This is a genomic window from Actinomadura macrotermitis, assembly GCF_009604375.1.
GTDB lineage: Bacteria > Actinomycetota > Actinomycetes > Streptosporangiales > Streptosporangiaceae > Spirillospora > Spirillospora macrotermitis.
On record NZ_WEGH01000005.1, the window covers coordinates 476,501 to 503,375 of the forward strand.

The following is a 26,875-nucleotide window of genomic DNA, read 5'->3' on the forward strand; positions in this document are numbered from 1 at the left end:
GCAGGTCACGTTACGGCCGCCTCAGATAGCGCGCGCGAGGACTCCTCCCTTGCGGGCCCTCGCTGGCACCTCGGACCCGGACCGGGATTTTTGACACCGAACAGATGTGATCCAGAACACATCGATCCGGCGTCAAAGCCCGGCAGGGGGCTCCGAGGTACCGGCAAGCGACCACCAAGGAGGACAACATGATCGAGACCCGGCAGCCCAGCCCCGAGGTGCAGGCCCTGGACCGGCTGGTCGGCACCTGGAAGGTCACCGGCGGCGCGGAGGGGACCGTGCGCTACGAGTGGATGCCCGGCCGCTTCTTCCTGGTCCAGCACGTCGAGCTCACCCAGTTCGGCGAGCCGGTCACCGGCATGGAGGTCATCGGCAACCTGCGTCCGTTCGGTGAGCCGGCCGGGGCGGACGTGGTGTCGCGGTACTACGACTCGGCGGGCAACACCTTCGACTACGTCTACGAACTGGAGGGCGACAAGCTGACCATCTGGGCCGGCGCCAAGGGCGGCCCGGCCTACTTCGCGGGCACCTTCGACGCCGCCGGCACCACGCTCACCGGCGAGTGGGTCTACCCCGGCGGCGGCGGGTACGCCTCCACCTCGACCCGCATCTGATCGAGGGGCCACCACCAGACGTCATGTCGCCGTCCATGTCCTTCAGGCCATGGACGGCGGCGTTCCCTTATCCGTCAAGGGCGGTGAGGAGGTCGTCGAGGGCCTTGCCGAGGGCTTGGGAGTTGCCCGGGGTGAACCATGTGGTGCGGATGCGCTCGTTGCTTCCGTTCGGGGTCTCATGGTCGGCCGCGAGCCGGTGCAGGGAGCGCGTCTCATCCCCCAGGGAACGGCCGACGCCCTGGAAGAGGCCGCGGACGTAGCCGTCCGCGTCGTCGGCGGCGATGCCGTGGCCGACGGCCCACGACGTGAGCGCGGCGAGATACGCGTAGTGGGTGGTCAGCGTCCCCGTCAGCGCGGAGAACCCGTCAGCGCGGAGAAGACGTTGAAGGCCGCCTCGTCCTCGACCGGAAGCACCCCGCCCAGGCGCTCGAAGAGGGAGTCCGCCACCGGGTGCGACGGGTACGTTACCGTGACGGAGCGGCGCTCGCGCGCGGCGGGCAGAGGGATGGCCCGTACCAGCGGGGCCTCGGTGGCCAGCGTCCGGCGCAGGTCGTCGATGCCGACGCCGGCCATCACGCTGACCACCGTCCGGCCGCCGTCCACCCTCAGGCCGGCGAGCGCTTCGTGCCGGTCCCGGCCGCGTACGGCGATGATGACCACCTCGGAACGGTCCACCACCTCCTGATTGCCGGCGCACACCCGCACGGTCTCGAAACGCCCGGACAGCTCGGCGGCCGTGCCCGCGCCCCGCGGGGAGAGGAACACCTCCGGCGCCTCGTCGTCCCCGTCGCACAGGCCCGTCACGATGGCCCGGCCGATCTCGCCTGCTCCGATGATGCCGATCCTCTTCACTGTTCTCTCCCCTTATTCGGCGTCCGGCGCGTTCCGGAGCCGGGCCGCCAACTCCCGGACCTGTTCGGGGCGCGGATTGGCGCCGGTCAGCACCGTCGCCGGCCGGTCGCCGTCGACCGCGCCCTCGGCGATCGCCGCCAGGCCCGCCGCCCCCGCCGGTTCCAGGAGGATCCCGAGCGTACGCGCCGCCAGCTCCATGGCGGCCGCGATGGCCTCCTCGCTCACCAGGACGATCTCGTCCACCAGGGCGCGGACCCGCCGCACCGAGGCCTCCAGCGGGGTGCGCACCGCGATCCCGTCGGCGAAGGTGCGGACGCGCTCGACGCCGACCGCGCGGCCGGCGCGCAGGCTCTCCAGCATGGAGGGGGCGCCTTCGGGGTTGACCCCCACGATCCGGGTGCCGGGGGCGTGCTCCTTCATCCAGCACGCCACGCCGTTGATCAGCGCGCCGTCGCCGACCGGGAGCACGACGGCGTCGAAGGCCGGGGCGCCGTGGGTCAGCTCGACCCCGATCGTCCCGGCCCCCTCGGCGATCGCCGGCTGGAGGCCGTCTTGCAGGTAGACGCGGTCGGGATGGCGTTCGGCGTGGGCGGCCGCGGCCTTCCGCGCGGCCGATCCGTCCGGCCCGGCCGCCACGACCCGGGCACCGAAGGTCTCCATCCTGGCCCGTTTGGCGGGATTGACCGTCTCGGGCACGAACACCTCGACCGGCATCCCGCGGGCCCGACCCGCATAAGCGACGGCCTGGCCGAAGTTGCCCGAGCTGGCGCACACCACCGGCGTGCCGGGGGCCAGCGTGCTCAGCATCAGGTCGGCACCCCGGCCCTTGAAGCTGCGCACCGGGTTGGCCGTCTCCAGTTTCACCGTCACCGCACGGCCGCCCAGCGCCCGGCACAGCTGCTCGTCGAGGTACTGCGGGGTGTTGCGGAACACCGGATCGATCACCTGCACGGCCTGCTCGATGCGTGCCACGTCCAGGTCCATGAGCGCCGCCTTTCCTTCGAGGCTTGCGGACCCGGCCGACGCTAGGGGAACCCCCGATCGAAGCGATTGAGAATTTTCGCGCCGCGACGCAATAATCTTGCATGCCCGAACCGCCGCCACCGCGCCTGGACGAGATCGACGCCCTGCTGCTGGACCAGCTCCAGCGCGACGCCGGACGCACCCTGCACGACCTCGGCGAACAGGTCGGACTCTCGCCGAGCGCCGTCCAGCGGCGGCTCGCCCGCTACCGCAAGGACGGCCTCATCACCGGGCAGGTCGCCGTCCTGGACCCGCACCGCTTCGGCCCGTCCGTCCTGGCCGCGGTCCTGGTGACCCTGGACCAGGAAACGTTCGAGTACCACCGCGCCTTCGCCGACCGGATGCGCTCGGAGCCGCAGGTCCAGCAGTGCTACCAGGTCGCGGGACCGTGGGACTACCTGGTCGTCCTGGCCGCGCGGAGCATGCGCGACTGCAGCCGGCTCGGCGATCGCCTGTTCAAGGCCGACGACAACATCAAGCGTTACGAGACCCTGCTCGTCTTCGACACCATCAAGACGGGACTGGCCCTTCCTCTCCCCGTGCCGCAGTCGCAAGACGGACGGCCATGAGCAGGAAGCGGTCGCTGATCAGGCCCGCGTCAGAGACGGCGTCGTTCGTCCGGCCGCACGGACATCGGACCGGCCCGTGTGCAGGTAGCGGGCGCGGCCCTGGCCGTCATCTCCCAGGAACGCGACGGGTCCGTGGCCGGGTTCTGCGGGCGGCTCGACGACCCTGCCGAGGATCTCCTTCATCAACGGCTTGCGGTCACCGCCGTTGGTGAGGACCGCCACGGCCACGTCGCGGCCGGGATCGACGCGCAGAACGGCCGACTGCCCGATGGTGTTGCCGTCGTGACCGAACACCGGGCCGCCCGGCAGATCGTAGAGCTCCCAGCCGGGGCGGGAGATCTAAGGGATCTCGCGAGCCGCGATGAGTTCTGCGGCGTCCGGTGGTCGTACTCGTCGAACCCATGACCGAGGAGGACTTCTGACGCGCGGCGTTCCCTCTTCGCTGAACGTCACGCTTGACAGCCATATCGGCGGGGCGGGCGGTGGGTTCGACTACGACGTACCGATCGGGCAAGGCGTCACGATGCATCATCGCTACGCCATCCAGGACACAAGGAGACAAGCTCGTGCTGAGGCGGGTCGCGGAGGGTGTGCTGGTCCACGAGAGCGAGTTCGTGCAGAGCAATGCCGTTGTGGTGCAGGGCCGGTCCGGTGTGCTGCTCATCGACCCCGGGGTGACCGGCTCCGAGATCGACTGCCTTGCGGACGACCTTCAGGAGCTGGGACAGCCTGTGGTGGCAGGGTTCTCCACGCATCCGGATTGGGATCACCTGCTCTGGCACGACCGGCTCGGCGAAGTGCCCCGTTACGGCACGGCGCGCTGCGCTTCCACGATCCGGGATCAACTGTCCGAGCCGGGAGCGAAGGCCCGCATCGCCGACCACCTGCTCGAGACGGAAATCGCCGGGCAGGTACCGCTGGACCTGCTCGGGCTCATCACCGGCCTGCCCGCCGCGACGGAGCAGATTCCCTGGGACGGTCCTCAAGCCCGGATCATCGAGCATCAAGCGCATGCCCCGGGCCACGCGGCGCTGTTGATCGAGGAACGCGGAGTCCTCGTTGCCGGCGACATGCTTTCCGATGTCCTGGTTCCGATGCTCGACCTGGCCGACGCGGACCCGATCGAGGACTACCTCACCGCGCTGCGGCTGCTCGAGGACGTGGCGAGCGACGTCGATGTCGTCGTCCCGGGCCACGGTTCCGCCGGCGGATCCGGCCAGGTCCAGGCACGGATCGAGCAGGACCGGGCGTACGTGCTCGCGCTGCGGAACGGCCACGTCCCCGCCGACCCACGGATCGGACCATCGGCCAAGCCCGGCTGGGAGTGGGTGAGCGACGTACACGAAGGGCAACTCCAGCGCCTTGGCCGTTGCTGACGATCGGCGTGCGACACGCTGGTCGCGGGGCTTGGACAGCGGCGGGGTCCTGCGGGAAAACCTGTTGGCTGGTCACGGGGGCCGCTGGTACCTTGCCGGTGGCCGTGCGAGAGAACGAGGAGGTGGTACCCGTGAACGCAGTATCGACATGGGTGCTCCCCTCTGGGGCCACGGTCGGGCGATAGGTCGTCCGGGAGCGCCGTTCAGAGCACTCCCGAAAGGCACGACCATGCAGTTCATCTCCGAGCAGCGCCTCGACGACGGCGTCCTCGAACGCGAATTCACCCTCGGCGATATCCCCGGCATCCTGTGGACGCCCGCATCCGTATCCGTGCCGGCGCCGCTGGTCCTGATCGGCCACCCCGGCGGAATGCGCAGGATGTACCCCCGGCTGGTGGGCCGGGCCCGGCAGTCCGTGGCGGACGGCTTCGCCGCGGCCACCATCGAGCTCCCCGGAAGCGGTGACCGGCCCCGCTCGGCCGCCCTGGACCAGGCCCGCGCCGACCTGCGCGGGGCGCTGGAGGCCGGCGAGCCGGTCGGCGACGAGATCGTCGACCGGCTCGTCCTCCCGCTGGTCGACACGGCGGTCCCGGAATGGCAGGCCGCCCTGGACGCCCTCCTTGCGCTGCCCGAGATCGGCGGCCCGGTCGGCTACTCGGGCGGAGTGATCTCCATCGGCGTCCGGCTGGCGGTGGTCGAGCCGCGCGTCTCGGCCGCCGTGCTGTTCGCCGGGAGTTTCGTGCCCCGCGTCATGTTCGAGGAGGCCCGGCGGGTCACCATCCCGCTGCACGTCCTGCTGCAGTGGGACGACGAAGGGAACGACAGGCAGGCCGCCCTGGACCTGTTCGACGCCTTCGGCTCCAAGGAGAAGACGCTGCACGCCAACATGGGCGGGCACACCGGCGTCCCGCAGTTCGCGGGAGAGGCCGCGGCCCGGTTCTTCACCCGGCATCTGGGCTAGCCACCTGACGGCCTCGGCTCCAGATCCCGAAGCGAGGCGAGGGCCACACGGCCCTCGCCTCGCCGGCGGAACGTCAGGGACGCAGGCCGGGACGGTCCACGACGCCCGCGGCCACAAGGACGGAGTAGCTCTCGACGGCGCCCTTCAGGAAGCGCCCCCCGTCCGGCAGGGTGTGGTCCTGGGCGACGGTGGTGCGGTGGCCCCGGTAGGCGTAGGTGGACGGGTCCAGGAGGATCTCGTCCTTCGCCCAGCCCTCGATGAGGAACGAGACCGAGATCGCCTTGTGCCCCGTCGCGTCCTTGGCGGTCCGGTCCACGGTGACACCGGGGATCTTCGCCATCGCGCGGTAGGCGGCGGCGGTCTGCGCCGGCGGCAGCGCGCCGTTGTTCAGCAGGAGCGATCCGAGCATCTGGAACGCGCCCTCGTTCCCCTGGTTCGGCGTCTTCTGCTTGCTGAACCAGGCCAGCATCCCGTCGGGGTCGGTGGGCAGCTTGGAGATGGTGGCGTAGTCGGTCGGCGGCATCGCCGCCGCCCCGCCCGTGGCGGAGGTGACGAGCTTGCCCTGGTCGTACAGCGCCATGACCTTGCCGTCAGCCCGGACCCACGTCCGGTCGACCTGCGTCTTCAGCGGCGACCCCGGCTTGATGACCTGGCCGCGGCCGGGGACGCCGCTGCGCCGGAAACGGGTCTCGGTGTAGACCCACTGGCCGGGACGCGGCGCGGTGAACGGCTTCTTCAGCGCGAACGTCGCGGCGACGTTCAGCACCTGCTGCGTCTCCGACGCCTGTGCGGGCGCCGGGTGGCTCGGCCCGCCGCCGCCCGTGGCGACGACGGCGCCGGCGACGAGCGCCCCGGCGACGCCGCCCGCGGCGACGAGGCGGAACGTCATCCGGCGGGACGGGGCGGTGCGGCGGTCCGTGGCCGCCGTGATCCGCGCGTAGGCGGCGCGGCCGGCCGGGTCGTGGGCGGCGCCGTCGAAGGTGCCGGGCGGGCAGGGGTCGGCCGGGGCCATGATGCGGCGGACTTCGTGGAGGTCGTTCATACCTGGTGGCTCCTTTGCAGCGGGGCGGCGGGGGCGGGGCGGTCGGCGGCGTCGATCTCGGCGAGGGCGGCGGTCAGGCGGCGCCGGGCGCGGTGCAGGCGCACGGAGAACGTCTTGACCGAGCAGCCCATGACGGTCGCCGCGGCCCGCGCGTCGAGGTCGTCCCAGCCGACGAGCTGGAGGACCTCGCGGTCGCGGGCGGACAGGCGGCTCAGCCCGGCGGCGATGCGGCCGCCCTCGGCCAGGCCGGACGCGACATCGGCGGCGGGGGGGTGCGCGCCGTCGCCGCGCAGCCGGTCCCACAGCCGGGTGCGCCGGTGGTGGCTCCGCGTCTCGTTGGCGAGGACGTTGCGGGCGACGTTCAGCAGCCACGGGAACGGGTGGTCGGGCGGGATGTCGCCGCGCCGCCGCCAGGCGATCAGGAACGTTTCCGCGGCGATGTCCCGGGCCGTCTCGTGGTCGATCCGACGCGCCGCGTACCTGAGCACGTCGTCATAATGTTCGTCCCACAACCGGGTGAATCCCCCGTCTGGATCCGGCACTCCGGTTCCCTTCTCTCGAGTTGGTGTCGCTCAGAGATGTCCGGCAGGGCCGCTTCGCCTACACTCCTGATCGATCTTCGGCGCCCTCGCCGTGCCCATCACCTCCGAACGCGGCGATCACCCGGCTGGTCGGATCCGGCGCAGCACCGTCCCGGAGACGGTCGGTCAGCAGGAAGCCCGCGAGCTCCCACGCGGCCGCGTGCTCGCGCTCGGTCAGCACGAACGTCCCGCCGACGGCATCGGGCTCCCAGCCGTGCGCGAGTCCGTGCTCGATCACCGCGCGAACGTCGTCCGGGCCCGGATAGGCGCCGTCGGCAGCGCATGCGCCCCATGGAGCGGGCCAGCTCTTCGAGAGGAGGTCGGCCTGCAGAGCCCGGCTGTTCTTCCCCGCGCCCCACACCCGCAGCCGGATGCACCGGTGGCAATCACCCGCACCCCGCACGCAGCGGATCTCGGCCCTCCATGTGAACCTGCGCCCGCCCGAATGAAGGTTCCGCAACCTTGTCCGCACGCCGACTCCCACTTCGGTTCGTCTTCACCAGCGAGACCGCCCACCCGTCCGCGGACGGTTCACCGCTCGGGCCTCGCGGCGGACGCGTAGCCCTCCAGCACGTCCGCCACCTCTCTGGGACGGCTGAGCGCGACGCAGTGGCCGCCCGCGATCTCGTCGGGGACGATGCCCAGCCGGTCGGGCACCAGGCGGCGGAAGAAGTCGGGCGGGAAGCAGCGGTCCTCGGTGCAGAGCACGAACCTGGTCGGCACGTCCGGCCAGGCGTCCAACGGCCATGGAGCGGCCATCGCGGCACGTGAAGGATGCGCGCGCTCCTTGCTCATCGCCTGCTCGGCCAGTTCCCGGGGTACGTCGTGGTAGAAGCCCACGAACGGATCGGCGTTGCCGGTCAAGCCGCCATCGCGCCCGGCCTGCTCGGCCACCGCGCTCTCGTAGCCGGTGCCGGCCCACCACTCCTGCGGCGGCTCCCCCGGCGACGGGACCATCCCGGCCAGCAGGACCAGCACATCGACGTCCAGCCGGTCGGCGACCAGCGGCGCGGTGAACGCGCCGAACGAGTGGCCCACGACGACCAGGTCCCGCTTCTCGCCGACGGCCTCGACCACGGCGTCGGCGTAGTCGGTCAGGGTCTTCGACTCGTCGTCGCCCGGAAGGTCGGGGGCCACCACGTCGTGCCCGCGGGCCCGCAGCTCGGCCTCCACCAGATGCCAGGACCAGCCGACGTCTCCGCCGCCGTGGATCAACACGAAGGTGCTCATCGCGCACTCCTTGAGGTCGTCGTTGTCCCGTACCCATCGCGCGGAGCGCGCGGCGGCCGCCACCACGACGGTCGCCGCCGTACCGGCCACGTTGGGGACGAGCCGTCATCGCGAAAAGCGATGATCCTCGGTCAAGGCGATCGTCCCACCCGGGCTGGAATCCGTGGCAAAGGCCGGGCAGATGAGGGCGGCGCGCGGATTTGACCCTGACGTTGCGTCAGGCTTCACGATGGCCGCATGAGCGACTACTACGACGCATTCGAGATCAGTCCTGTGCCTGCGCCCGGGCCGGACGCGACGCCGCCTGAGATCTACCGGGGCATCTACGGCATGCCGATGTTCGTCAGCGTGCCGACGCCGGATCTGGCCGCGTCCGTGGACTTCTGGACGCGCGGGCTCGGGTTCGTCGACCTGTTCACGATCCCCGGCCGGCTCACCCACCTTCGGCGGTGGGCGTTCCAGGACGCGCTGCTCGTCCCGGCCGACACCCCGGCGGCGCCGCCGGCGGTGAGCATCAGCTTCTCCTGCGTGCTGAGCCAGATCGACGAGATCGCGCAGGCGTGCACCGCGCTGGTGCCCGGATGCACGACGGGGCCGCGGCGGACTCCGTGGAACACCGTGGATCTCGAGGTCGTCACGCCGGAGAACGCCCGCGTGATCATGACCGCGGCCCGGCCGCTGGAACCCGGCAGCGCCGAGGCGCGCGACCTCCAGGCGGCCGGCATCACCCTTCCCAAGGGGTAGGCCGTGCATGGCAGACTCGGCGGCGTGATGGACGATGTCGCGGGCCACGGCGAGCTGACCGTCGGGGCCGCGGCGGCGCACGCGGGAGTGACCGTCCGCACCCTGCATCATTGGGACGCGCTCGGGCTCGTCCGCCCGTCCGGGCGGACCGCGGGCGGTTACCGGCTCTATTCGGCGGCCGACGTCGCCCGCATCCACCGGGTGCTCGTCTACCGCGAGCTCGGGCTGCCCCTCGACGACATCCGCGGGCTTCTCGACGCCCCGGCGGCCGATATGGCCGTGCCGTTGAGACAGCAGCGTGCTCAGCTCCTCGACCGCATCGCCCGTTTGCAGGCGATGGTCGACGCGGTCGATCGCCTGATGGAGGCCGCGAGCGCCGGCATCCTGCTCTCGGCGGAGGAACAGGTCGCGATCTTCGGGCAGCGCTGGGAGCCGTCATGGGCCGCGGGCGCACGCGACCGGTGGGGCGGCACGGCCCAATGGACGCAGTACGCCGAGCGCGCCGCGGGCATGACCCGCGAGGACTGGCAGCGGGTCGCCGCCGGCGTCGCCGCGCTCGAGGGCGACCTGGCGGCGGCCAAGCGCGCCGGCGTCAGGCCGGGCAGCGGCGAGGCCAACGCTTTGGCGGAACGGCACAGGGCCTCCATCGGCGTGTACTTCGACTGCACCCACGCGATGCATGTCTGCCTGGGCAGGAAGTACGCCGCCGATCCCGGCTTCGCGGCCTACTACGACGCGATCGAGCCGGGCCTGGCCGGGTGGCTCCGCGACGTCATCGACGCCAACGCCCGCGATCGCGGCATCGACCCGGATTCGGCGACCTGGACCTGACGCGCCCGCGCCGCCACCGGGATCACCTGCTGGATGATTCCCGGCATGACCGACAACTCCCGTATCACCTTGCGCCACGAACTGGACGCCTTCGCCGGCCGGCGCCGCCGGATCCAGGACCGGGTCGCCGACCGGATCACGGCGTTCAGCGGCTCGATCCCCTTCATCTACCTGCACGTGGTGTGGTTCACGGGCTGGATCGCCTACAACACCGCGGTGACGCCGGCCTTCGACCCCTTTCCCTTCGGCCTGCTGACCCTGATCGTCTCGCTGGAGGCGATCTTCCTGTCCACGTTCGTGATGCTCAGCCAGAACCGCGAGGCCCTCCGCTCGGAGATCCGCTCGCAGATCGACTTCGAGACCAACGTGCTGTCGGAGGTCTGGCTCGAGGCGATGGCCGACAAGCTCGGCATCGACATCGACGAGGTCCACACCAAGGCGACCGCCCGCATCGCCGCCGCCCAGGCACGCCAGGAACAGGCCACGGGCACGTCCGGCGGCTGAACCCGCGCCGGCGGAACGGCGGCGGTGACCGCGCTGCGCGGACGAGCAGGTCCTGGCTTTCTAGGGGCGCGTACTCAGGTGGAGATGAGTAGGGCGGCGGAGGTCCCGGCGGGGCGGGATGGCCGAGAGTGACGGTGGCAGAAGGCACCGGGCGTCGCGGGTACCGGCGGTGACCGTGGGCGTGGAAGGTCAGGGGAGAACATGCGGATTCGGGTGGCCGGACCGGAGGACCGGGAGTGGATCTTCCGGACGCGGCACGAGGTGTTCGCGCGAGAGCTGGGACAGCACCAGGTCAACGGCCAGGGGATGCTCAGCGACGCGATGGACGAGCGGAACGTCTACCTCGTGGCCGAGGTGGACGGGGAGCACGCCGGGTTCGTCAGCGTGACGCCGCCGTGGGCGGGGCGGTACGCGCTGGAGAAGCACCTCGGACAGGGAGGACTCGACCAGCTCGCCGGGGGCGAGGAGCTGTTCGAGGTGCGGCTGCTGACCGTGGCCGAGCGGTTCCGCGGCTCGCTGGTGGCCGGGGTGCTGCTGCACGCGGCGCTGCGCTGGGTGGTCGCGCACGGCGGGCGGCGGGTGGCCGCCATGGGGCGGGCCGAGCTGATGGAGATGTACCGGGGGATCGGCCTGGCGGGGACGGGACGGGTCATCCGGTCGGGCGCGGTGGAGTTCGAGCTGATGACCGGCGACACCGCGGAGATGGCGCGGGTCTCGCTGGAACGGTACGGGCGGATCCTGCGGACCGTGGCGAAGCGGGTGGTCTGGGAGCTGGACACCCCGTTCCTGCCGGATGAGGAGGCCTGCTACCACGGCGGGGCCTCGATCGGCGCGATCGGGGAACGGGTGGACGCGCTCGACGGCAGGCACGCGGCGGTGCCCGCCGACGTCCTCGACGCCTGGTACGCGCCCGCGCCGGGGGTGGAGAAGTCCCTCATGGAGGACCCGGCGTGGCTGGCGCGGACTTCGCCGCCGGCCGACGCGGCGGGGCTGCTCGCCGAGGTGTGCGAGCGGCGCGGCCTGCCCGCGGAGTCCGTCGCGCTCGGCGCCGGCTCCTCCGACCTGATCTTCCGGGCGATGCGCGGGTGGCTGCGGCCGGACAGCCGGGTCCTGCTCGTCGATCCCATGTACGGCGAGTACGCGCATGTGGTGGAGCAGGTCGCCGGATGCCGGGCCGAACGGTTCCGGCTGCGCCGGGACGAGGACTGGCGGATCGATCCCGGGCGCCTGTCCCGCGCCCTGGCCGAGGGCCGCTACGACCTGGCCGTGATCGTCAACCCGAACAACCCGACGGGGCAGGTCCTGGACACCGCCGTCCTGCGGGCCGTGCTGGACGGCGCCCCGCGCGAGACCAGGTTCTGGATCGACGAGGCGTACCTGGAGTACACCGGGCAGCCCTCGCTGGAGGGTTACGCCGCCCTGTCCCCGAATGTCGTCGTGGCCAAGACCCTGTCGAAGATGTACGCCCTGTCCGGGCTGCGGGCCGGCTATCTGGCCGGGCCGCCCGCGCTCGTCCGGGAGATCCGCCGCTGGACGCCGCCGTGGGCGGTGAGCCTGCCCGCCCAGGTCGCCGCCGTCCAGGCGCTGCGCGAGACGGAGTACTACGCCGCCCGCTGGGCCGAGACCGCCCGCCTCCGCCGCGACCTCGCTGCGGCCCTCCGGGAACTGCCCGGCGCCCCGCGGGTGCTGTCCGGCTACGCCAACTCCGTCCTGCTCACCCTTCCCGAAGGGGCGCCCACCGCCACCCGGGTGGTCCGTGCCTGCCGTGGCAGCGGTGTCTTCGTGCGCGACCTCACCGGCATGTCCCCGTCCTTCGAGGGACGCACGCTGCGGATCTCGGTCCGCGGCGCCGAGGAGAACGCCCGCGTCGTCGCTGCTCTGCGCGGCGCCCTCGCATGATGACCGCGCTCCAGGCGGCGCCCGCGGTCGGCGGGGCGCTGGTCGTCGGCGGTGTCGGTGTCGCCTTGTCCCGCCGCCGCGAGTACATCGTCCGCTGGTGTGCCTGGGCGGTCGCCGTCCCGGTCGCGCTGGGGGCGTTCGCCTTGGGCGGGCCCGGTCTGGCGCTGCTCGCCGCGCTCGGCGGGACGGTCTGCGCCGCCGAGTACGCGGCTCTGGCGCGGCTTCGCTGGGCGGACCGCGGTGTCCTGCACGCCGCGGTCCTCGCCCTGCCCGCCGCGGCCTGGCTCGTCCCCGGGCAGCTGCCCAGGGTCCTGGCCGCCGCTGTTCTGGCGGCCCTCCTCGTCCCCGTCCTGACCGGGGACGCCGAAGGCGGGGCGCGCCGGCTGGCCTTCACCGCGGGCGGCGTCCTGTGGTTCGCGCCCCTCGCCGGCGCGGTCCTGCTCGACGACGCCGCGCTGGCCCTGTTCGCGGCCGTGTCGGTCACCGACATCACCGCCTCCCTGGCCGGACGCCGGCTGCGCGGCCCGAAGCTGTCGCCGATCTCGCCGAACAAGACCTGGGCCGGCGCTCTCTGCGGCGCCGCGGCCGGGCTGGCGACCCTCGCCGCGCTGGACGCCTGCACCCCCGCCTACGCCGTGGCCGTCCTGCTCGGCGCCCCCTTGGGCGATCTCCTGGAATCTCTGGTCAAGCGGTCCCTGGGGGTCAAGGACTCGGCTTCGTGGCTGGCCGGCGCCGGCGGCCTCCTCGACCGCCTGGACTCTCTTCTGCTCACCTTCGCGCTGGCGCTGCTGCTCGCGCTTTGACCGGCGCGACGATAGAACAGGACGGCACCGCCCAGTCCCCGAGGAGGCCATTGCCGTGACGGCGCTGGAAGGACCCGTCAACGACGGGGTGCTCCATGCCCCTGGCGGGCTCGATCCGTTCGCCGAGGCCGTCGCGCTGCTGCCGGCCCTTCCGCCGGATGCGCCGGGCGACCGTTACGGGATCCGCGGCCTGACCGCGGCCTGGCTGCGCAACCTGAAGAGCGACGCCACCCGCCGCGGCTACTACCGGGACCTGGCGGGCTGGCTGGACTACTGCAACCGCACCATGCTGGACCCGCTGGACGCGCGCCGCGCCGACATCGACGACTGGTCGGCGTCCATGACGGTGGCCGCGCCGCACGGCGGGACCCGGCCGGCCGGGGTGTCCACCCGGGCGCGGCGGCTGGCGGCGGTGTCGTCCTGGTACACCTACCTGCAGTCCAACGACGTCACCGACCGCAACCCCACCCGGCTCGCCAGCCGGCCCTCCGCGTCGGAGATCTCCGCGAACGCCCGCAAGGCCCCGACGCTCAGCGCCCCCGAGACCGCGCTGCTGCTCGACACCGCCGAGTCCCGCGCCGCCGAGCTCGGCACCGAGGCCGCGTGGCGGGACGCCGCGGTGATCGCGCTGCTGTTCTACACGGCCCTGCGGGTCTCGGCCATCACCGGCGCCGACCTGTCCGACCTGAGCACCGAGGCCGGCTACCGGATCCTGTGGCACAGCACGAAGGGCAAGGGGCCGGACGGCCGCGACTACGTCCGCCTGGACGGCGAGCTCTGCCGCGTCCTGGACACCTACATCGCCGTCCGCGGCGGCTCCGGCGGCCCGCTCCTGGTCACCACGCCCCACCCCTACGACGCGTCCAAGCCGGGCGGGAAGCGCCTCACCCAGCGCGACGTCACCAACATCATGCGCAAGCTGGCGGGCCTGGCCGGGCTGCCCGCCGCCGCCCGCCTGTCCCCGCACAGCGGCCGCCGCACCGTGATCACCACCCTGCTCGGCAACGACGTCCCCCTCGCCAAGGTCCAGGACCTGGCCGGCCACGCCGACCCGCGCACCACCCGCCGCTACGACGACACCAACCACAAGCTCGCCGCGTCGCCCGTCACCGACCTCACCCGCATCCTCGCCCGCCACCGCTCCTCCCCCGGCTGACGCGCCGGTCAGCCGCGCGCGTATCCGCCCAGGTCGCCGCGGTGCTGCTCGACACCCGGGGAGAGCGGCGGGCGGCCCGGGGCCAGCAGGTTGGCGGCCATGGGCGCCGCGGCCGGCTCCCCCCGTCCGTACGCCTTGACGATCTTCTCGACCTGGGCCGGTTTGACGGTCTCGCCGAAGGGCGGCTCGTGGGGATCCACGACGCATTCGACCAGTACCGGCCCGTCGTGGGCGAACGCCCGGGTCAGCGCGTCCGCCACCTGGCCGCACTCCTCGACGCGGAACGCAGTCAGCCCGCAGCCCTCGGCGACCTTGACGAAGTCGATGGGCGACAGGCCGCACCCGTACTGCGGGTTGCCCAGGTAGGCGTTCTGCTCCCACACCTCCAGGCCGAGCGTGTCGTTGCGCAGGACGACGACCTTGACCGGCAGCCCGTGCTGCACGAGCGTGGCCAGCTCCCCCAGGCACATCGACAGGCCGCCGTCGCCGACGAAGGCGACGACCGGCCGGCCGGGGTGGGCGATCTGGGCGCCGACCGCGTACGGCAGGGCCGATCCCATCGAGCACAGCGTGCCGGAGAAGGAGAACTGCATCCCGCGCCGCAGCATCACCCGCGACCCCCAGGAGCTGACCGTCCCGGCGTCACCGGTGAGGATCGCCCCGTCGGGGATGGTGTCGCTGAGCGCGCAGGTCACCGCCTGCGGCTTCATCGGCACCGCGGGGTCGGCGGCGCGCCGGCGCTGCAGCTCCCACCACCGGTCGTAGAGGGCGCGCGCCTCCTCGGCGAACGAAAGGTCCTTCCGCGCCCGCAGCATGGGCAGGAGCCGGGCCAGGGTGGCTCCCGCGTCCCCGCACAACCCGACCTCGACCGGGTAGCGCATGCCGATCCGGTCCCCCGCCACGTCGATCTGCACCGCCCGCGCCTGGCCCGGCTTCGGCCAGAAGTCGTAGAACGGCGTGCTGCTGCCGACGATGAGGAAGCCGTCGCAGTTCTCCATCGCCCACTGCGAGGCCCTGGTGCCGATGAAGCCGATCCCGCCGGTGCAGAAGGGGCTGTCGTCGGGGACAGCGTCCTTGCCCAGGCCCGCCTTGGCGATCGGCGCCCCCAGCGTCCGGGCGACCTCCTCCAGCAGATCCCCGGCGCCGAACCGGGCGCCGGCCCCGGCGAGGATCGCGATCTTGTCGCAGTCGTCGAGCAGCACGGCCGCGCGCCTGATGTCGTCCTCGGCCGGCACCTGGACGTGGCGCTGGCCGGCGGTCGAGGTGTGGCCGGGGACGTTCTTCTCCGACACCGTGTCCTGGTCCCCGGTCCAGGACTGGGTGTCGATCGGGATCGTCAGGTGCGCGGGCGCGCGGCGGTAGAGCGCGGCGCGCACCGCCCGGTCGGTGACCGCGACGGCGTGCGCCGGGCCCATCACGCGCTCGCTGAAGGTGCAGGCCGGCTCCAGCACCTTGGCGTTGTCGATGTCCTGCAGGAAGTGGGTGCCGACCAGGTCGTGGTAGGTCATGCCGGTGATCGCGATCACCGGGGCGCCGTCGATCCTGCCGTCGTACAGCCCGTTCATCAGGTGCAGCGCGCCCGGGCCCGAGGTGGCCACGCAGGCGGCGGCGCGGCCGGTGAACTTGGCGTAGCCGACCGCCGCCAGCGCGGCGTACTCCTCGTGCCGGACGTGCACGAACCGCATCTCCGGGTGCGTGCGCAGCGCCTCGAAGAAGCCGTTGACGGCGTCCCCGCAGATGCCGAAACAGGTGTCGATCCCCCATTCCAGCAGCCGTTCCACGATGAGGTCCGAGGTCGTCTTGGGCATGGCGTGGCTCCTTGTTCGCGGAAACGGCCCGCTTGCCGCCATACCCGTGCCGGCCTTGGCGAGGGAAGGCCGGTGGTCAAAAGTTGGCCGGGGTGCGGGGTGCCTCAGCTCTGCGGGACGTCCTTGACGAACACGATCCCGTCGATGCTTTCCAGGTGGGACGGGTCGAGCGAGGCGTAACCGAACCAGGGGGATTCGCGGTGCGCGGGCCGCGTGCCGCCGAGGGCGGTGGTCAGCCGGCGGGGGTCGACGAGGCAGCGGTCCTCCGGGAGCCCGTACAGGAGCCCTTCGAGGGTGCCGGGCGGCGGGGCGTCCACGCCCTGGTGCCGGATCGTGCCGAGGGCCGTGGCCACGAAGGCGTAGTCGTCGCCGAGCCGGGCGTTCGCCAGCGCGCCGGCGCTCCACCACTCCACCGGCTTCTCGCCCATCCGCATCGAGCTCTTCTCCCGCTGGAGGTGGGAGTTGTGGGCGTAGACGAAGACCGGGCCGCGCTCGGCGAGCGCGAGGAGGTTGTGCGCCATCATCTGGTCCCGCACCCCCACCAGCCAGGCCATGCGGCCCGGTGAGGTGTCGGCCATCCAGTGGTGGTAGCGCAGCAGGCCGGTGGCGGTGCGCGCGTACAGGCGCGCCCGGTCCCACTCGTCCCGCGAGGAGGACGCGATCAGGTGCGGCATCTGCGTGTCGAGCAGCGCCGCCAGGTCGTCGGCGAGCAGCCGCAGCCGGCGGGCCTCGGCTGACCGCCCCACCGACCGGGTCGGGTCCATCATCGCGGCGGGCTCGGTCCACTGCTCGTCGGAGCCGAGCAGCCGGTCGAGCGTTTCGGCGGTGCAGGGAAGCAGGTCCGCGTCCGCCCGGGCGGCGAGGTAGTCGTGGAGCGCGGTGAGGGCCTGCCGGGGACTCGCGGCGTGGCTGATCTCCAGCGGGCCGTCGAAACCGGCGAAGCGGACCTGCTCGGAGGCGGGCCGGCCGTCGTTGTAGGCGCGCATCCAGCGCACGAGCTCGCGGTTGCCCGCGCAGGTGCCCCAGTCGTGGCTGAACCCGTGCGCCATGACCTCGTCCAGGGTGCCCGTGCCCGAGGTGACGTGGTCGTCCACGATCAGGCCCGCCAGGCAGTCGCTTTCGAGCGCGATCGTCCGGTAGCCCCCCTGCTCGACGAGCTGCCGGAAGAGCTCGTTGCGCAGGTCGAGCAGGGCGTCCTCGTGGTGGGTGGGCTCGCCCAGGGCGAGCAGCCGGGGCCGGGCCGGGAGCAGGCCGAGAACGGCGGTGGCATCGACGGGATGGACGGTGTCCTTGATGTCAGTGGCCATGCCTTTAACGATATCGTTGAACTTACGGTTGAAACTTTTCTGCGATGTAGGAGGGGGCATGGAGCAAAAGCTTAAAAACGGCAGGCAGCTCAGGCCGGTCGACCTGGCGCGCGGGCACGGCCTTTCCACACAGGCCGTCAGGAACTACGAGGAGGCTGGCATCCTTCCGGCCGCCGATCGCACGCCGCACGGCTACCGGACCTACACCCCGCTGCACGCGCAGGCCCTGCGCACGTTCCTCGCCCTGGTGCCCGGCCACGGCCACCAGACGGCGACGTCGATCATGCGGGCGGTGAACCAGGGCGCGGTCGATGAGGCGTTCCGCCTCATCGACGAGAGCCACGCCCAGCTCCTCGACGACCGGCGCACCCTCCAAGCGGTGGAGAACGCCCTCCGCGACCTGGAGCCCGGCACGGCGGCCGAACCCGGATCCGGCGGCACGTTCATCGGGCCGCTGGCGAACAGACTCGGCCTCCGGCCGGCGACGCTGCGCAAATGGGAGAACGCCGGGCTGGTGCGCCCGCGCCGCGACCCACGGACCGGGTACCGCGTCTACGACGAGGCCGACGTGCGGGACGTCCGGCTGGTCCACCAGCTCAGGCGGGGCGGCTACCTGCTGGAGCAGATCGCCCCGCTGATCGCGCAGGTGCGGGCGGCCGGGGGACTGGAGCCGCTGGAGGCCACCCTGCGCGGCTGGCACGGCCGGCTGTCCGCCCGCGGACGCGCGATGCTGGCCGGGGCCGCCGAACTGGAGGCGTATCTCCGCGAGTGCGAATGAGGCCTCTCCCCCGCCGTGGAGCCGGGTCAGGCGGTGGCGTACACGGCCCGGCCCAGTTCGGCCTGCAGCGTCGCGAGCGTCACCGCCCCGACGAGGACGATCCCGTCCGGGAACCGGAAGACCGGTACCGGCGGGCCGGACGCGGGGGCGGGCTGCACGAGATCCGCGGGAAGCGGTTCGCCGTTCCAGGGCATGCCGAACGCGGAGGCCAGGTCCCGCAGCACACCCGCGTCGGCGACGTCCAGGCCGTCGGTGAAGTAGGCGCGGTACAGGCGTGCGGCCATTTCCTCGGCCGTGCCGTGCGCGGCCGCCAGGGCGATGAGCCGGTGGGCGCCGGTGGTGTCGGCGGGCACGATCCGGTCGAGGTTCATCACCAGGCCGTCCGCTGCGGCCTCCCGTGCGATCCGCTCGGCCCGCATGCTGGAGGCGAGCCGGGAATGCACCCGGCCCGGCGGCGATCCCGCTGATGTGACCGCGCTCCGGTAAGGCCTGAAGACCACCGTCAGCTCGCCTCCGCCGGCCCGGTGCTCCGCGGCGGCGCGGTGCAGGCGGGCATAGCCGAGCGCCGACCAGGCGCAGGCGATGTCGTGGATGATCTCAACCTTCACGAGCCTTGTCCCTTGCTGGCGGCACGGATCGTTCCGTGCCGCTTCAGCATGGCCGCCGCCGTCGGCCCATGTCAACACGGAACGTTCCGTATCGCCTGAATGCTAGGCTGGTCCCATGTCCCCCAGACGTCCCGAGCGCCGCAGCGAAGAGTCCGCCAACGCCGTCATCCGGGCCGCCATGGAGCTGTGCCAGGAGGTCGGGTACCGCAAGCTCAGCATCGAGGGCATCGCCGCCCGGGCCGGGGTCGGCAAGAACACGATCTACCGGTGGTGGCCGTCCAAGGCCGCCGTGCTGCTGGACGGCCTCCTGTCCACCTGGAGGGTGGACGCGTCCTTCCCCGACACCGGCGACTTCGCCGCCGACATCAAGGCGCAGATGACGGCGGCCGCCCGCCTCCTCGGCGACCCGGACGTCCTCCCCCACTACCGCGCGCTGATCGGCGAGGCCCAGCACGACCCCGAACTCCACCAGGCCCTGTGGGACCGCTTCATCGGCCACCTGGCGGGGGCCGCCGTCGAGCGCATCAAGGCCGCGCAGCGCGCGGGGCAGATCCGCGCCGACGCCGACCCGGTCCTTGTCACCGAACTGCTCTACGGCGCCGCCTACTACCGGATGCTGCTCACCCCGCGCGCCGTGGACGCCGGCCATGTCAGCGCCGTCATCGACCTCGCCCTCGCCGGCCTCGCCCCGTCCCAGGGCTGAGTTCGCAGCAGGTCAGGCGGGCCGGTCCTCGGGTTCGCCGGTCTGCCAGTTCCAGCCGGTGAGCGTGGTGCGCATCAGGCGGGCGGCGTCCGGGAGATGGTTGCCGGTACCCCAGTGCAGGGTGAGCGTGCGGCGGCAGCCGGGGTGGTCGACGGGGATCCAGGCGACGGGATAGGGCAGAGCGGTGTGCCGGGCGACGCCGGGATTGAGGCCGATACCGAGCCCGGCGCGGATCAGCTCCTGGATGGCGGTGGCCTCGTCGGCCTCGCAGACGATCTTCGGGGTGAGGCCCCTCTCGGCGAAGAGCCGGTCCAGGAGGCTGCGCTGCCAGTGTCCTTTGCGGGCGGTGACGAAGGGCCGGCCGGCGAGGTCGTCGACGCGCACCGAGGTGCGGCCCGCCAGCGGGTGGTCCAGGGACGTGACGACCCCCACCGGCTCGTCGAGCAGCAGGGCCGCCTCCAGCCCCTCGGCCGGGATCGGCTGCGAGGCGACGCAGAGGTCGATGTCCTGGGCCCGCAGGCTCCGGGCCATCTCCTCGGCGGACATCTGCTGGAGCACGACGTCGGCGGAGGGATGGGCGCGCTTGTACGCCGCGAGCGGGCCGGTGAGGGCCAGGAAGGTCTCCGACGCCAGCCGCACGCTGCCGAAGCCCGCGCCGGTGGCCTCGGCGACGGCCCGCCGTCCCGCGTCCAGCTCGCCGAGGGCGCGTTCGACGTGCTCGCCGAAGAGCCGCCCGGCGGCGTTGAGCCGGAGCCGCCCGGCCCGGTCGAACAGCGGCGTGCCGAGCTCGTTCTCCAGCCGGGCGATGGTGCGGCTCAGCGACGGCTGGGCGACGCGGAGTTCGGCGGCCGCGCGGCTGAGGTGCTCCAGCCGCGCCACCACCAGGAACTGCCTGAGCGTGTTCAGCTCCATGGCCTTCTTCCCGCCCTTCGGTCATACCGTTCGGGACATAACAGGATAGCAATATTGATCTTTGACGTGATCACTTTGGAGGCATAGCTTCGCGGTTGATCGAGCACCGGAGAAGGAGGGGGCCTCATGGTCACCGCAGCCAGAAGGTTCCGCCCGGCCCCGACGGGCCGGGCGGGCGCCGCGCCACGGACGAGACCCGCCGGGTGGGCGCTGCGGGCGGTCGTCAGCGCGCACATGGCCGTGATCTTCGGCCAGCCGGTGTTCGCCGGGGTGTACCTGAGCGGCGACTACGACGGCCTGCGCTGGCACGCGGCCGGCGCGGACCTGGTCACCTACGCCGGCTACCTGCAGCTGATCGCGGCGATCGTGGTCTGGGTCCGGCTGCGGCGGGCCTGGCCGGCGGCCGCCGCGCTGGCCCTGGTCGCGGCCGAGACGGTGCAGTACTTCGCCGGGCTGGACGGGGCGCTGTGGCTGCACCTCCCCCTGGGCGTGCTGACGATCGCCGGCCTCGCCGTGATGTTCGTCGGCGTGTGGCGCCTGCCCCTGTGGCGGGCCGGGCAGCGGCAGCCGGAGGCCGAAGCCGATGCGTGAGCAGGAGAGGGACGAGCCCCGCGGAATGGCCAGGCGCCAGGTGCTCGGCATCGGCGGGGCGCTCGGGCTGATGACGGCCACCGGACTGACGACCGCGGCCGCGCTGTCGCGCCGCCCGGCGGCGACGGGCGCCGAACTGCGCAGCGCCCTGCCGCTGCCGCCCCCGTTCCAGGCGCCGCTGCCGATCCCCGCCGTGCTGGCGCCGGCCGGCACCGCGGGCGGGACCGACCGTTACGAGATCACCCAGCGGCAGGCGAGCGCGCAGATCCTGCCCGGCGTCCAGACGCCGCTGTGGACCTACAACGGCACCTTTCCCGGGCCGACGATCGAGTCGCGCCGCGGCCGGCCGGTCACCGTGACGCACCACAACCGGCTGCCCGTGCCGACCGTGGTGCACCTGCACGGCGGACGGACCCCGGCGGCGTCCGACGGGTACCCCACCGATCTCGTCCTGCCCGAGGGGTGGCAGGAGGCCGGCCACGGCATGGGCCACGGCGGCCACGGCATGCAGGGGATGCGGGATCCGCGGGCGGTGCGGTCCAGGCTGACGCGGGACTACACGTTCCCGCTGGACCAGCGGCCGACGCTGCTCTGGTACCACGACCACCGGATGGACTTCACCGCTCCGGCGATCTGGCGGGGCCTCGCCGGGCTGCACATCGTGCGCGACGACGCCGAGGAGGCGCTCGGCCTGCCCTCGGGGCGGCGCGAGTTGCCCCTCGTGATCGCCGACCGCGCGTTCGCCGCCGACGGCTCCCTCGCCTACCCCGCGCTCGACCCCGCCCTGCGGGCCCGGCCGGGCGTCCGCGACCCTTACCTGGCCGGGGTCCTCGGTGACGTGATCCTGGTCAACGGCGCGCCGTGGCCCCTGCACGAGGCCGACGCGGCCCGGTACCGGCTGCGCGTCCTGAACGCCTCCAACGCCCGGCACTACGAGCTCGAGGCGGTCCTGGACGACGGGCGCCGGCTGGACCTGGTCCAGGTCGGCGCCGACCAGGGGCTGCTGGCGGCGCCGGTCGCCCACCGGTCCCTGCCGATCGCGCCGGCCGAGCGCTACGACGTGGTCGTCGACTTCGCGAAGGTCCCGGTGGGCGGCCGCGTCCGGATCGTCAACCGGCTGGGCTCCGGGCGGACCCGCGACGTGATGGCCTTCCGGGTCGTGCGCAAGGCCGCCGACCACAGCCGCGTGCCGCGCGTCCTGTCGCGGGACCTGCCGGAGTGGCGCCGGTCGGACGCCGTGCGCGTGCGCGACTTCTCCTTCCGGGCCGGGCGGATGCACGGCGGCCACGGATGGCTGATCGGCGGGCTGCCGTTCGATCCGGCCCGCACCGACGTCACCGCCCGGCTCGGCGACGTCGAGGTGTGGCGGCTGGTCGCCGACGTCCACCATCCCGTCCACCTGCACCTGGTCGGTTTCCGGGTGCTCTCGCGCGGCGGCCGGGCGCCCCTGCCCCACGACGCGGGACTGAAGGACACGGTCTCCCTGCGGCCGGGCGAGTCAGCGGAGATCATCACCCGCTTCGACGGCTACCGCGGCCGCTACCTCTTCCACTGCCACAACGCCGAGCACGAGGACATGGGGATGATGGCCAACCTCGAGATCATCTGACGCCGGCCGCATCGGCGTGCGAGCTGCGGAAGGTGCGGCGGTAGGTGTCGGGGGGCACGCCGACGGTGCGGTTGAAGTGGCGGCGCAGGGTCGTGGCGGTGCCCATGCCGGTGGCGGCCGCGATGACCTCGACACTGTCGTCGGTCCGCTCCAGCAGTTCCTGGGCGCGGCGGATCCGCTGGATCAGCAGCCACTGCAGCGGGGTGGTGCCGGCCACCGACCTGAAGTGGCGGCCGAGGTTGCGCGAGCTCATAGCGGCCTGACGGGCCAGGTCCTCCACCGTCAGCGGGTGGTCCAGCCGTTCGAGCACCCACGGGAACAGGTCGCCGAGCGGGTGGCCGGTCCGGTCGGGCATCGGCGAGGCGACGAACTGGGCCTGGCCGCCGGCCCGGTGCGGCGGCACGACCAGGCGGCGCGCGACCGCGTTGGCGACCGTCGCGCCGTGGTCGAGGCGGACCAGGTGCAGGCACAGGTCCAGCGAGGCGGCCTTGCCGGCGGAGGTGAGCACGCTGCCCTCGTCCACGTAGAGGACGCCGGGGTCGACCTCCACCCGGGGATGGCGCGCGGCCAGGTCGTCGGTGTGCGCCCAGTGCGTGGTCGCGCGCCGGCCGTCCAGCAGCCCGGCGGCGGCCAGCACGAACGCCCCTGTGCAGAGCGAGGCGACCCGCGCGCCCGCCTCGTGCGCCGCGCGCACCGCGTCGATCAGGTCGGCGGGCGGGGCCACGTCGACGTCGGCCCACGCGGGGACGATCACGGTGCCGGCGTCCGCCAGCCGGTCCAGGCCGTGGTCGGGCTCCAGGAGGAACCGGCCGGCCCGCACGGCGCCCGGCCCGCAGCCGACGAGGTCGTACCAGGGGCCGGACACGGCGGCCGGGGCGGGGCCGAACACCTCGAACGCCACGGACAGCTCGAAGTGCAGCATTCCGTCGGTGATGGCCACCGCGACTGTGCTCATGTCCGGAATTGTACGGTGCATGGCGTTCCAGACACTCGTGCGGGCCGGCCGTTCCCGCGAGGATCTCCTCATCGGATCAAGCGAGCATGGCGGGGGAAACGATGGAATCGGCACAGAATGTCGCGGTATTCGGCGCGTACGGGCACACCGGGCGCTTCGTGGTGGCGGAGCTGCTGGAACGGGGGTTCGTCCCGATCGCGTCCGGCCGTGACGCGGGCAGGCTGCAGGCGCTGGCGGCGTCCTTCCCCGGGCTGGACGTCCGGCCCGCGACGGCGGACGACCCGGCCTCGCTCGACCGCGCGCTGGCCGGCGCGGCGGCGGTGATCAACGCCGCCGGGCCCTTCGCCGACACGGCCGCCCCGGTGATCGAGGCGGCGCTGCGCGCCGGCATCCCCTACGTGGACGTCGCGGCCGAGATCGAGGCCAACGCCGACACGTTCGCGCACTTCACCGAGCGCGCCCGCGCCGAGGGCGCCGTGATCGTCCCCGCGATGGCCTTCTTCGGCGGCCTCGGCGACCTGCTGGCCACCGCGGCGACGGGCGGCTGGACGACGGCCGACGAGGTGCACATCGCCTACGCGCTGAGCAGCTGGCACCCGACCGCCGGCACGCGCGCCGCGGGCGCGGTCTCCCGGGAACGGCGGGACGGCCGGCGCGTCCGGTTCGCCGGCGGGCGGCTGGAGTACCACGACGACGCCCTTCCGACGCTGAAGTGGACGTTCCCCGAGCCGGTGGGCGTCCAGTCCGTCATCGGGGAGTTCAGCATGGCCGACGTCGTCACGATCCCCAGCCACCTGGCCGTCCCCGCCGTGCACTCCTACATGTCGGCCCACGCGGTCGGTGATCTGTCGGCCCCGGACACGCCCGCGCCGACGGCGGCCGACGAGCGCGGACGGTCCGACCAGACCTTCCTCGTCGAGGTCGTCGTGCGCTCCGGCGAGGAGGAACGGCGCGCCACGGCGAGCGGCCGGGACATCTACGCCATCACCGCGCCGCTCGCAGTGGAGGCGGTCGGACGCATCCTCAGCGGGCGGACCAGGACCACCGGGGTCGCCTCCGCCGGGGAGATCTTCGACGCGGCCGACTTCCTGCGCGCGCTGTCCCCGCACCTGACGTTCGAGGTGCGTCAGTAGTCGATCATGCGGGCGTACGGGCCGTTCCGGAGGGCGGCGAGGGCGAGGCGCTCGCGCGGCGGGTTCGGGCCGACGGGCCGCCACGCCAGGCCGGAGTCCTCGCCCACGGCGTGCCGCGGCCGGAGCGCGACCAGGCCGGTGTCGCGGCGCAGCGCGTGCCGGAACAGGGTGTGGCTGGAGTGGCCGCCGGTGACGAGTTCGGGCGTCCAGCCGTTGGCCTCAAGTGCGGCGAGGACCGCGGCGGCGTAGTCGGGCGCACGCGCCGAGGGGAACCAGAGCAGGCGCCGGCCGGCCAGGTCGTCCCAGGTGAGGGCGGTGCGGCCGGCCAGAGGGTGGTCCGGGGCGAGGACGATGCCGAGCGGTTCGTCGCTGACGAGGTGGAGCGTCAGCACGGCCCGGGCGGCGGGCGGGCGCAGCAGCCCGAAGTCCAGTTCGCCGCTGCGCAGCAGCCGTTCCTGGTCGCGGGAGCTGATCTGCTCGATGGCCGGCCGCAGCGGCCCGGCGCCGGCGATCAGGGCTTCGGCGCGGGCGAGCACCGCGTCCGGGACGCCGGAGCAGACGCCGAGCCGGACCTCGCGGACGGTCCCCCGGGCGGCCGCGATCGAGGACCGCAGGCCGCCGAGCGCCCGATCGACGCCCTCCAGCAGCACCCGGCCGCTCTCGGTGAGCTCCATCCCCTGGGGCCTGCGGTGGAACAGCGGGGTGCCGACGCGCCGTTCCAGCGCGCCGATCTGCTGGCTCAGGCTGGGCTGGGCGATCCGCAGCCGCCGGGCCGCCCCGGTGACCGTCCCCTCCTGCGCCACCGCGGCGAAGTAGCGCAGGTGCCGGATCTCGATCCCCGCCAGCTCGTCCATTCCCCCGCCTTCGCCTGCACCTATAGGGCGGAGCCTATGGCACGGCGGCGGAGAGGTCTTGGCGTCCGGGCGAAGGGATGGGCTTCGCTGGAGGCATGTTCCTCATCATGCTGACCTACCAGGCCCCGCTGGACACCATCGACGAGCTCAAGGACGAGCACTACGCCAACCCGAAGGGGCTGTTCGCGCAGGGCATGGTCCAGATGGCGGGGCGGCTCGAACCCCGCACGGGCGGCCTCATCATCGCCGAGGGCGACCGCGCCGACGTCGAGGCGGCGGTGGCGTCCGACCCCTTCGTCACCAGCGGCGCGGCCACCGTCCAGATCACCGAGTTCCACCGGACGCGGTGAGCGCCCCCAGTTTCGCGAAGAACGCCCGGACGTCGTCCGCGAACAGATCGGGCACTTCCATCGCGGCGAAGTGGCCGCCCCGGTCGAACTCGCTCCAGTGCGCGATGTCGTAGAGCTGCTCGGCGAGGGGCCGGACCGACAGGACGATGTCGTGCGCGAAGACGGCCATGCCGACCGGGGCCGGGCAGGGCGGGCTGCCGAACGTGCTCTCGCGGGTGAGGCGGGCCGAGGAGCCGGCGGTGGCGGTGAGCCAGTAGAGCATGACGTTGGTCAGCAGCCGGTCGTCGCTGATCGCCGACCGGGGGTCGGTCCACTCGGTGAACTTCTCGGCGATCCAGGCCAGCTGCCCGACGGGCGAGTCGGTCAGCGCGTAGGACAGGGTCTGCGGGCGGGTGGCCTGCAGAACCTGGTAGCCGGGGCGCTGGGCGGCGAAGCGCCTGATGTGATCGAGCCTGGCCCGGTCCTCCTCCGACAGGCCCTCCTCCCGGCCGGTCGGAGGCGTGGGCAGGTAGTTCAGGTGCACCCCGACGACGTTTTCGGGAGCGGCGGCCGCCACGGCCCGGCAGATCCCCGACCCCCAGTCGCCGCCCTGCGCGCCGTAGCGGTCGTAGCCGAGGCGGGCCATCAGCTCGGCGAAGGCGGCGGCGACGCGGTGCTGGCTCCAGCCGCGTTCGCGGGTCGGGCCGGACAGGCCGAAGCCGGGGATCGAGGGGACGACCAGGTGGAAGTCGCGCGACAGCGGCTCGATGACGTCGAGGAACTCCACGACCGAGCCGGGCCAGCCGTGGACGAGCAGCAACGGCAGCGCGCCGGGGTCGGCCGAGCGGACGTGCAGGAAGTGGACGTTCTGGCCGTCGATCTCGGTGGTGAACTGCGGGTGGCGGTTGAGCTCGGCCTCGTGCGCGCGCCAGTCGTAGCCGGTGCGCCAGCGCTCGGCGAGCTCGCGGACGCGGGCGAGCGGGATGCCGTAGTCCCAGCCGGCGTCCGGGAGCTCGTCGGGCCAGCGGGTGCGGGCGAGGCGGTCGGCGAGGTCGTCCAGATCGGCCTGGGGGACATCGAGGCGGAACGGCTTGATCATGGGG

At 73.0% G+C, this 26,875-nt stretch carries 30 protein-coding genes; 16 read left to right on the forward strand and 14 right to left on the reverse strand.

Annotated features, from left to right (window positions below; translation table 11 throughout):
• The first annotated feature begins 188 nt into the window (after positions 1 to 188).
• On the forward strand, positions 189 to 614 hold the full coding sequence (locus ACRB68_RS34955) for a hypothetical protein (protein WP_153540188.1): 426 nt from the start codon (positions 189 to 191) through the stop codon (positions 612 to 614).
• Between the two features lie 348 nt (positions 615 to 962).
• Here ACRB68_RS34955 and ACRB68_RS41730 read toward each other — a convergent pair whose 3' ends face one another.
• Positions 963 to 1,466: an NAD(P)-binding domain-containing protein gene (locus tag ACRB68_RS41730; protein ID WP_328595170.1), complete on the reverse strand. Its 504-nt coding sequence runs from the start codon at positions 1,464 to 1,466 to the stop codon at positions 963 to 965.
• A gap of 12 nt (positions 1,467 to 1,478) precedes the next feature.
• Entirely contained in the window at positions 1,479 to 2,450 is a 972-nt protein-coding gene (locus tag ACRB68_RS34965) for a threonine ammonia-lyase (protein ID WP_153540190.1), read from the reverse strand.
• 101 nt (positions 2,451 to 2,551) lie between these two features.
• Between ACRB68_RS34965 and ACRB68_RS34970 the strand changes: the two genes are divergently transcribed.
• On the forward strand, positions 2,552 to 3,058 hold the full coding sequence (locus tag ACRB68_RS34970; RefSeq protein ID WP_153540192.1) for an Lrp/AsnC family transcriptional regulator: 507 nt from the start codon (positions 2,552 to 2,554) through the stop codon (positions 3,056 to 3,058).
• Between the two features lie 18 nt (positions 3,059 to 3,076).
• Here the strand turns inward: ACRB68_RS34970 and ACRB68_RS34975 are convergent, their stop codons facing one another.
• Complete coding sequence (locus ACRB68_RS34975; RefSeq protein WP_328595246.1) at positions 3,077 to 3,397, reverse strand: serine hydrolase; 321 nt, start codon at positions 3,395 to 3,397, stop codon at positions 3,077 to 3,079.
• A 227-nt stretch (positions 3,398 to 3,624) separates the two neighbouring features.
• Here ACRB68_RS34975 and ACRB68_RS34980 point away from each other — a divergent pair, with 227 nt between their 5' ends.
• Together ACRB68_RS34980 and ACRB68_RS34990 are read left to right on the forward strand one after the other, a co-directional pair.
• Positions 3,625 to 4,434: an MBL fold metallo-hydrolase gene (locus ACRB68_RS34980; RefSeq protein WP_328595171.1), complete on the forward strand. Its 810-nt coding sequence runs from the start codon at positions 3,625 to 3,627 to the stop codon at positions 4,432 to 4,434.
• 229 nt (positions 4,435 to 4,663) lie between these two features.
• Positions 4,664 to 5,395, forward strand: coding sequence for a dienelactone hydrolase family protein (locus tag ACRB68_RS34990; protein ID WP_153540198.1), 732 nt, complete (start codon positions 4,664 to 4,666; stop codon positions 5,393 to 5,395).
• A 73-nt stretch (positions 5,396 to 5,468) separates the two neighbouring features.
• On the opposite strand, the gene ACRB68_RS34995 is transcribed toward ACRB68_RS34990, so the two are convergent.
• The 4 genes from ACRB68_RS34995 to ACRB68_RS35010 all read right to left on the reverse strand — a co-directional run bounded on the left by ACRB68_RS34995 (position 5,469) and on the right by ACRB68_RS35010 (position 8,248).
• Entirely contained in the window at positions 5,469 to 6,437 is a 969-nt protein-coding gene (locus ACRB68_RS34995) for a CU044_5270 family protein (RefSeq protein ID WP_153540200.1), read from the reverse strand.
• Entirely contained in the window at positions 6,434 to 6,979 is a 546-nt protein-coding gene (locus tag ACRB68_RS35000) for an RNA polymerase sigma factor (protein WP_328595172.1), read from the reverse strand. Before ACRB68_RS35000 ends, ACRB68_RS34995 begins: the two co-directional genes overlap by 4 nt.
• A 58-nt stretch (positions 6,980 to 7,037) precedes the next feature.
• A complete protein-coding gene (locus ACRB68_RS40695) occupies positions 7,038 to 7,256 on the reverse strand; it encodes a hypothetical protein (RefSeq protein ID WP_207709933.1) in 219 nt (72 codons plus the stop codon).
• 293 nt (positions 7,257 to 7,549) lie between these two features.
• The gene (locus ACRB68_RS35010) at positions 7,550 to 8,248 is read right to left on the reverse strand and encodes an alpha/beta hydrolase (protein ID WP_153540203.1); all 699 of its coding nucleotides are present in this window, start codon (positions 8,246 to 8,248) and stop codon (positions 7,550 to 7,552) included.
• A gap of 237 nt (positions 8,249 to 8,485) precedes the next feature.
• Here ACRB68_RS35010 and ACRB68_RS35015 point away from each other — a divergent pair, with 237 nt between their 5' ends.
• From ACRB68_RS35015 to ACRB68_RS35040, 6 genes are all read left to right on the forward strand, one after another.
• On the forward strand, positions 8,486 to 8,992 hold the full coding sequence (locus ACRB68_RS35015; RefSeq protein WP_153540205.1) for a VOC family protein: 507 nt from the start codon (positions 8,486 to 8,488) through the stop codon (positions 8,990 to 8,992).
• A gap of 27 nt (positions 8,993 to 9,019) precedes the next feature.
• A complete protein-coding gene (locus ACRB68_RS35020) occupies positions 9,020 to 9,823 on the forward strand; it encodes a MerR family transcriptional regulator (RefSeq protein WP_153540865.1) in 804 nt (267 codons plus the stop codon).
• A gap of 45 nt (positions 9,824 to 9,868) precedes the next feature.
• A complete protein-coding gene (locus ACRB68_RS35025) occupies positions 9,869 to 10,327 on the forward strand; it encodes a DUF1003 domain-containing protein (RefSeq protein WP_207709934.1) in 459 nt (152 codons plus the stop codon).
• A 201-nt stretch (positions 10,328 to 10,528) separates the two neighbouring features.
• Entirely contained in the window at positions 10,529 to 12,226 is a 1,698-nt protein-coding gene (locus tag ACRB68_RS35030; protein ID WP_153540209.1) for a histidinol-phosphate aminotransferase family protein, read from the forward strand.
• Positions 12,223 to 13,029, forward strand: coding sequence for a phosphatidate cytidylyltransferase (locus ACRB68_RS35035; RefSeq protein WP_153540211.1), 807 nt, complete (start codon positions 12,223 to 12,225; stop codon positions 13,027 to 13,029). The genes ACRB68_RS35030 and ACRB68_RS35035 overlap by 4 nt, the downstream gene beginning before the upstream one ends.
• Before the next feature lie 55 nt (positions 13,030 to 13,084).
• The gene (locus tag ACRB68_RS35040) at positions 13,085 to 14,185 is read left to right on the forward strand and encodes a tyrosine-type recombinase/integrase (protein WP_153540213.1); all 1,101 of its coding nucleotides are present in this window, start codon (positions 13,085 to 13,087) and stop codon (positions 14,183 to 14,185) included.
• Positions 14,186 to 14,193: 8 nt separating this feature from the next.
• Here the strand turns inward: ACRB68_RS35040 and ACRB68_RS35045 are convergent, their stop codons facing one another.
• A complete protein-coding gene (locus ACRB68_RS35045; protein ID WP_153540215.1) occupies positions 14,194 to 15,993 on the reverse strand; it encodes a thiamine pyrophosphate-dependent enzyme in 1,800 nt (599 codons plus the stop codon).
• 104 nt (positions 15,994 to 16,097) lie between these two features.
• The gene (locus ACRB68_RS35050) at positions 16,098 to 17,300 is read right to left on the reverse strand and encodes an erythromycin esterase family protein (protein ID WP_153540217.1); all 1,203 of its coding nucleotides are present in this window, start codon (positions 17,298 to 17,300) and stop codon (positions 16,098 to 16,100) included.
• A gap of 58 nt (positions 17,301 to 17,358) precedes the next feature.
• Here ACRB68_RS35050 and ACRB68_RS35055 point away from each other — a divergent pair, with 58 nt between their 5' ends.
• Positions 17,359 to 18,078 carry a TioE family transcriptional regulator gene (locus ACRB68_RS35055; protein ID WP_153540219.1) on the forward strand — a complete coding sequence of 240 codons (720 nt, stop codon included), beginning with the start codon at positions 17,359 to 17,361 and terminating at the stop codon, positions 18,076 to 18,078.
• A 26-nt stretch (positions 18,079 to 18,104) separates the two neighbouring features.
• Here ACRB68_RS35055 and ACRB68_RS35060 read toward each other — a convergent pair whose 3' ends face one another.
• Positions 18,105 to 18,686, reverse strand: a complete 582-nt coding sequence (locus ACRB68_RS35060) for a DsbA family oxidoreductase (RefSeq protein WP_194293565.1) — start codon at positions 18,684 to 18,686, stop codon at positions 18,105 to 18,107.
• A 115-nt stretch (positions 18,687 to 18,801) separates the two neighbouring features.
• On the opposite strand from ACRB68_RS35060, the gene ACRB68_RS35065 reads away from it, so the two are divergent.
• Positions 18,802 to 19,389: a TetR/AcrR family transcriptional regulator gene (locus tag ACRB68_RS35065; protein ID WP_153540223.1), complete on the forward strand. Its 588-nt coding sequence runs from the start codon at positions 18,802 to 18,804 to the stop codon at positions 19,387 to 19,389.
• 12 nt (positions 19,390 to 19,401) lie between these two features.
• Here ACRB68_RS35065 and ACRB68_RS35070 read toward each other — a convergent pair whose 3' ends face one another.
• Entirely contained in the window at positions 19,402 to 20,301 is a 900-nt protein-coding gene (locus tag ACRB68_RS35070) for a LysR substrate-binding domain-containing protein (protein WP_153540225.1), read from the reverse strand.
• 126 nt (positions 20,302 to 20,427) lie between these two features.
• Here ACRB68_RS35070 and ACRB68_RS35075 point away from each other — a divergent pair, with 126 nt between their 5' ends.
• Together ACRB68_RS35075 and ACRB68_RS35080 are read left to right on the forward strand one after the other, a co-directional pair.
• Positions 20,428 to 20,892: a hypothetical protein gene (locus ACRB68_RS35075; protein WP_235960686.1), complete on the forward strand. Its 465-nt coding sequence runs from the start codon at positions 20,428 to 20,430 to the stop codon at positions 20,890 to 20,892.
• The gene (locus ACRB68_RS35080; protein ID WP_207709935.1) at positions 20,885 to 22,501 is read left to right on the forward strand and encodes a multicopper oxidase family protein; all 1,617 of its coding nucleotides are present in this window, start codon (positions 20,885 to 20,887) and stop codon (positions 22,499 to 22,501) included. The genes ACRB68_RS35075 and ACRB68_RS35080 overlap by 8 nt, the downstream gene beginning before the upstream one ends.
• Here the strand turns inward: ACRB68_RS35080 and ACRB68_RS35085 are convergent.
• Positions 22,494 to 23,456, reverse strand: a complete 963-nt coding sequence (locus ACRB68_RS35085; RefSeq protein WP_153540227.1) for a helix-turn-helix domain-containing protein — start codon at positions 23,454 to 23,456, stop codon at positions 22,494 to 22,496. The two genes, ACRB68_RS35080 and ACRB68_RS35085, sit on opposite strands and share 8 nt — an antisense overlap.
• Before the next feature lie 101 nt (positions 23,457 to 23,557).
• On the opposite strand from ACRB68_RS35085, the gene ACRB68_RS35090 reads away from it, so the two are divergent.
• Positions 23,558 to 24,589, forward strand: a complete 1,032-nt coding sequence (locus ACRB68_RS35090; RefSeq protein WP_153540229.1) for a saccharopine dehydrogenase NADP-binding domain-containing protein — start codon at positions 23,558 to 23,560, stop codon at positions 24,587 to 24,589.
• Here ACRB68_RS35090 and ACRB68_RS35095 read toward each other — a convergent pair.
• Positions 24,583 to 25,443 carry a LysR family transcriptional regulator gene (locus ACRB68_RS35095; protein WP_153540231.1) on the reverse strand — a complete coding sequence of 287 codons (861 nt, stop codon included), beginning with the start codon at positions 25,441 to 25,443 and terminating at the stop codon, positions 24,583 to 24,585. The two genes, ACRB68_RS35090 and ACRB68_RS35095, sit on opposite strands and share 7 nt — an antisense overlap.
• 95 nt (positions 25,444 to 25,538) lie before the next feature.
• Between ACRB68_RS35095 and ACRB68_RS35100 the strand changes: the two genes are divergently transcribed.
• Entirely contained in the window at positions 25,539 to 25,793 is a 255-nt protein-coding gene (locus ACRB68_RS35100) for a YciI family protein (RefSeq protein ID WP_153540233.1), read from the forward strand.
• Here ACRB68_RS35100 and ACRB68_RS35105 read toward each other — a convergent pair.
• On the reverse strand, positions 25,768 to 26,871 hold the full coding sequence (locus ACRB68_RS35105; protein ID WP_153540235.1) for an epoxide hydrolase family protein: 1,104 nt from the start codon (positions 26,869 to 26,871) through the stop codon (positions 25,768 to 25,770). The two genes, ACRB68_RS35100 and ACRB68_RS35105, sit on opposite strands and share 26 nt — an antisense overlap.
• Positions 26,872 to 26,875 lie beyond the last annotated feature (4 nt).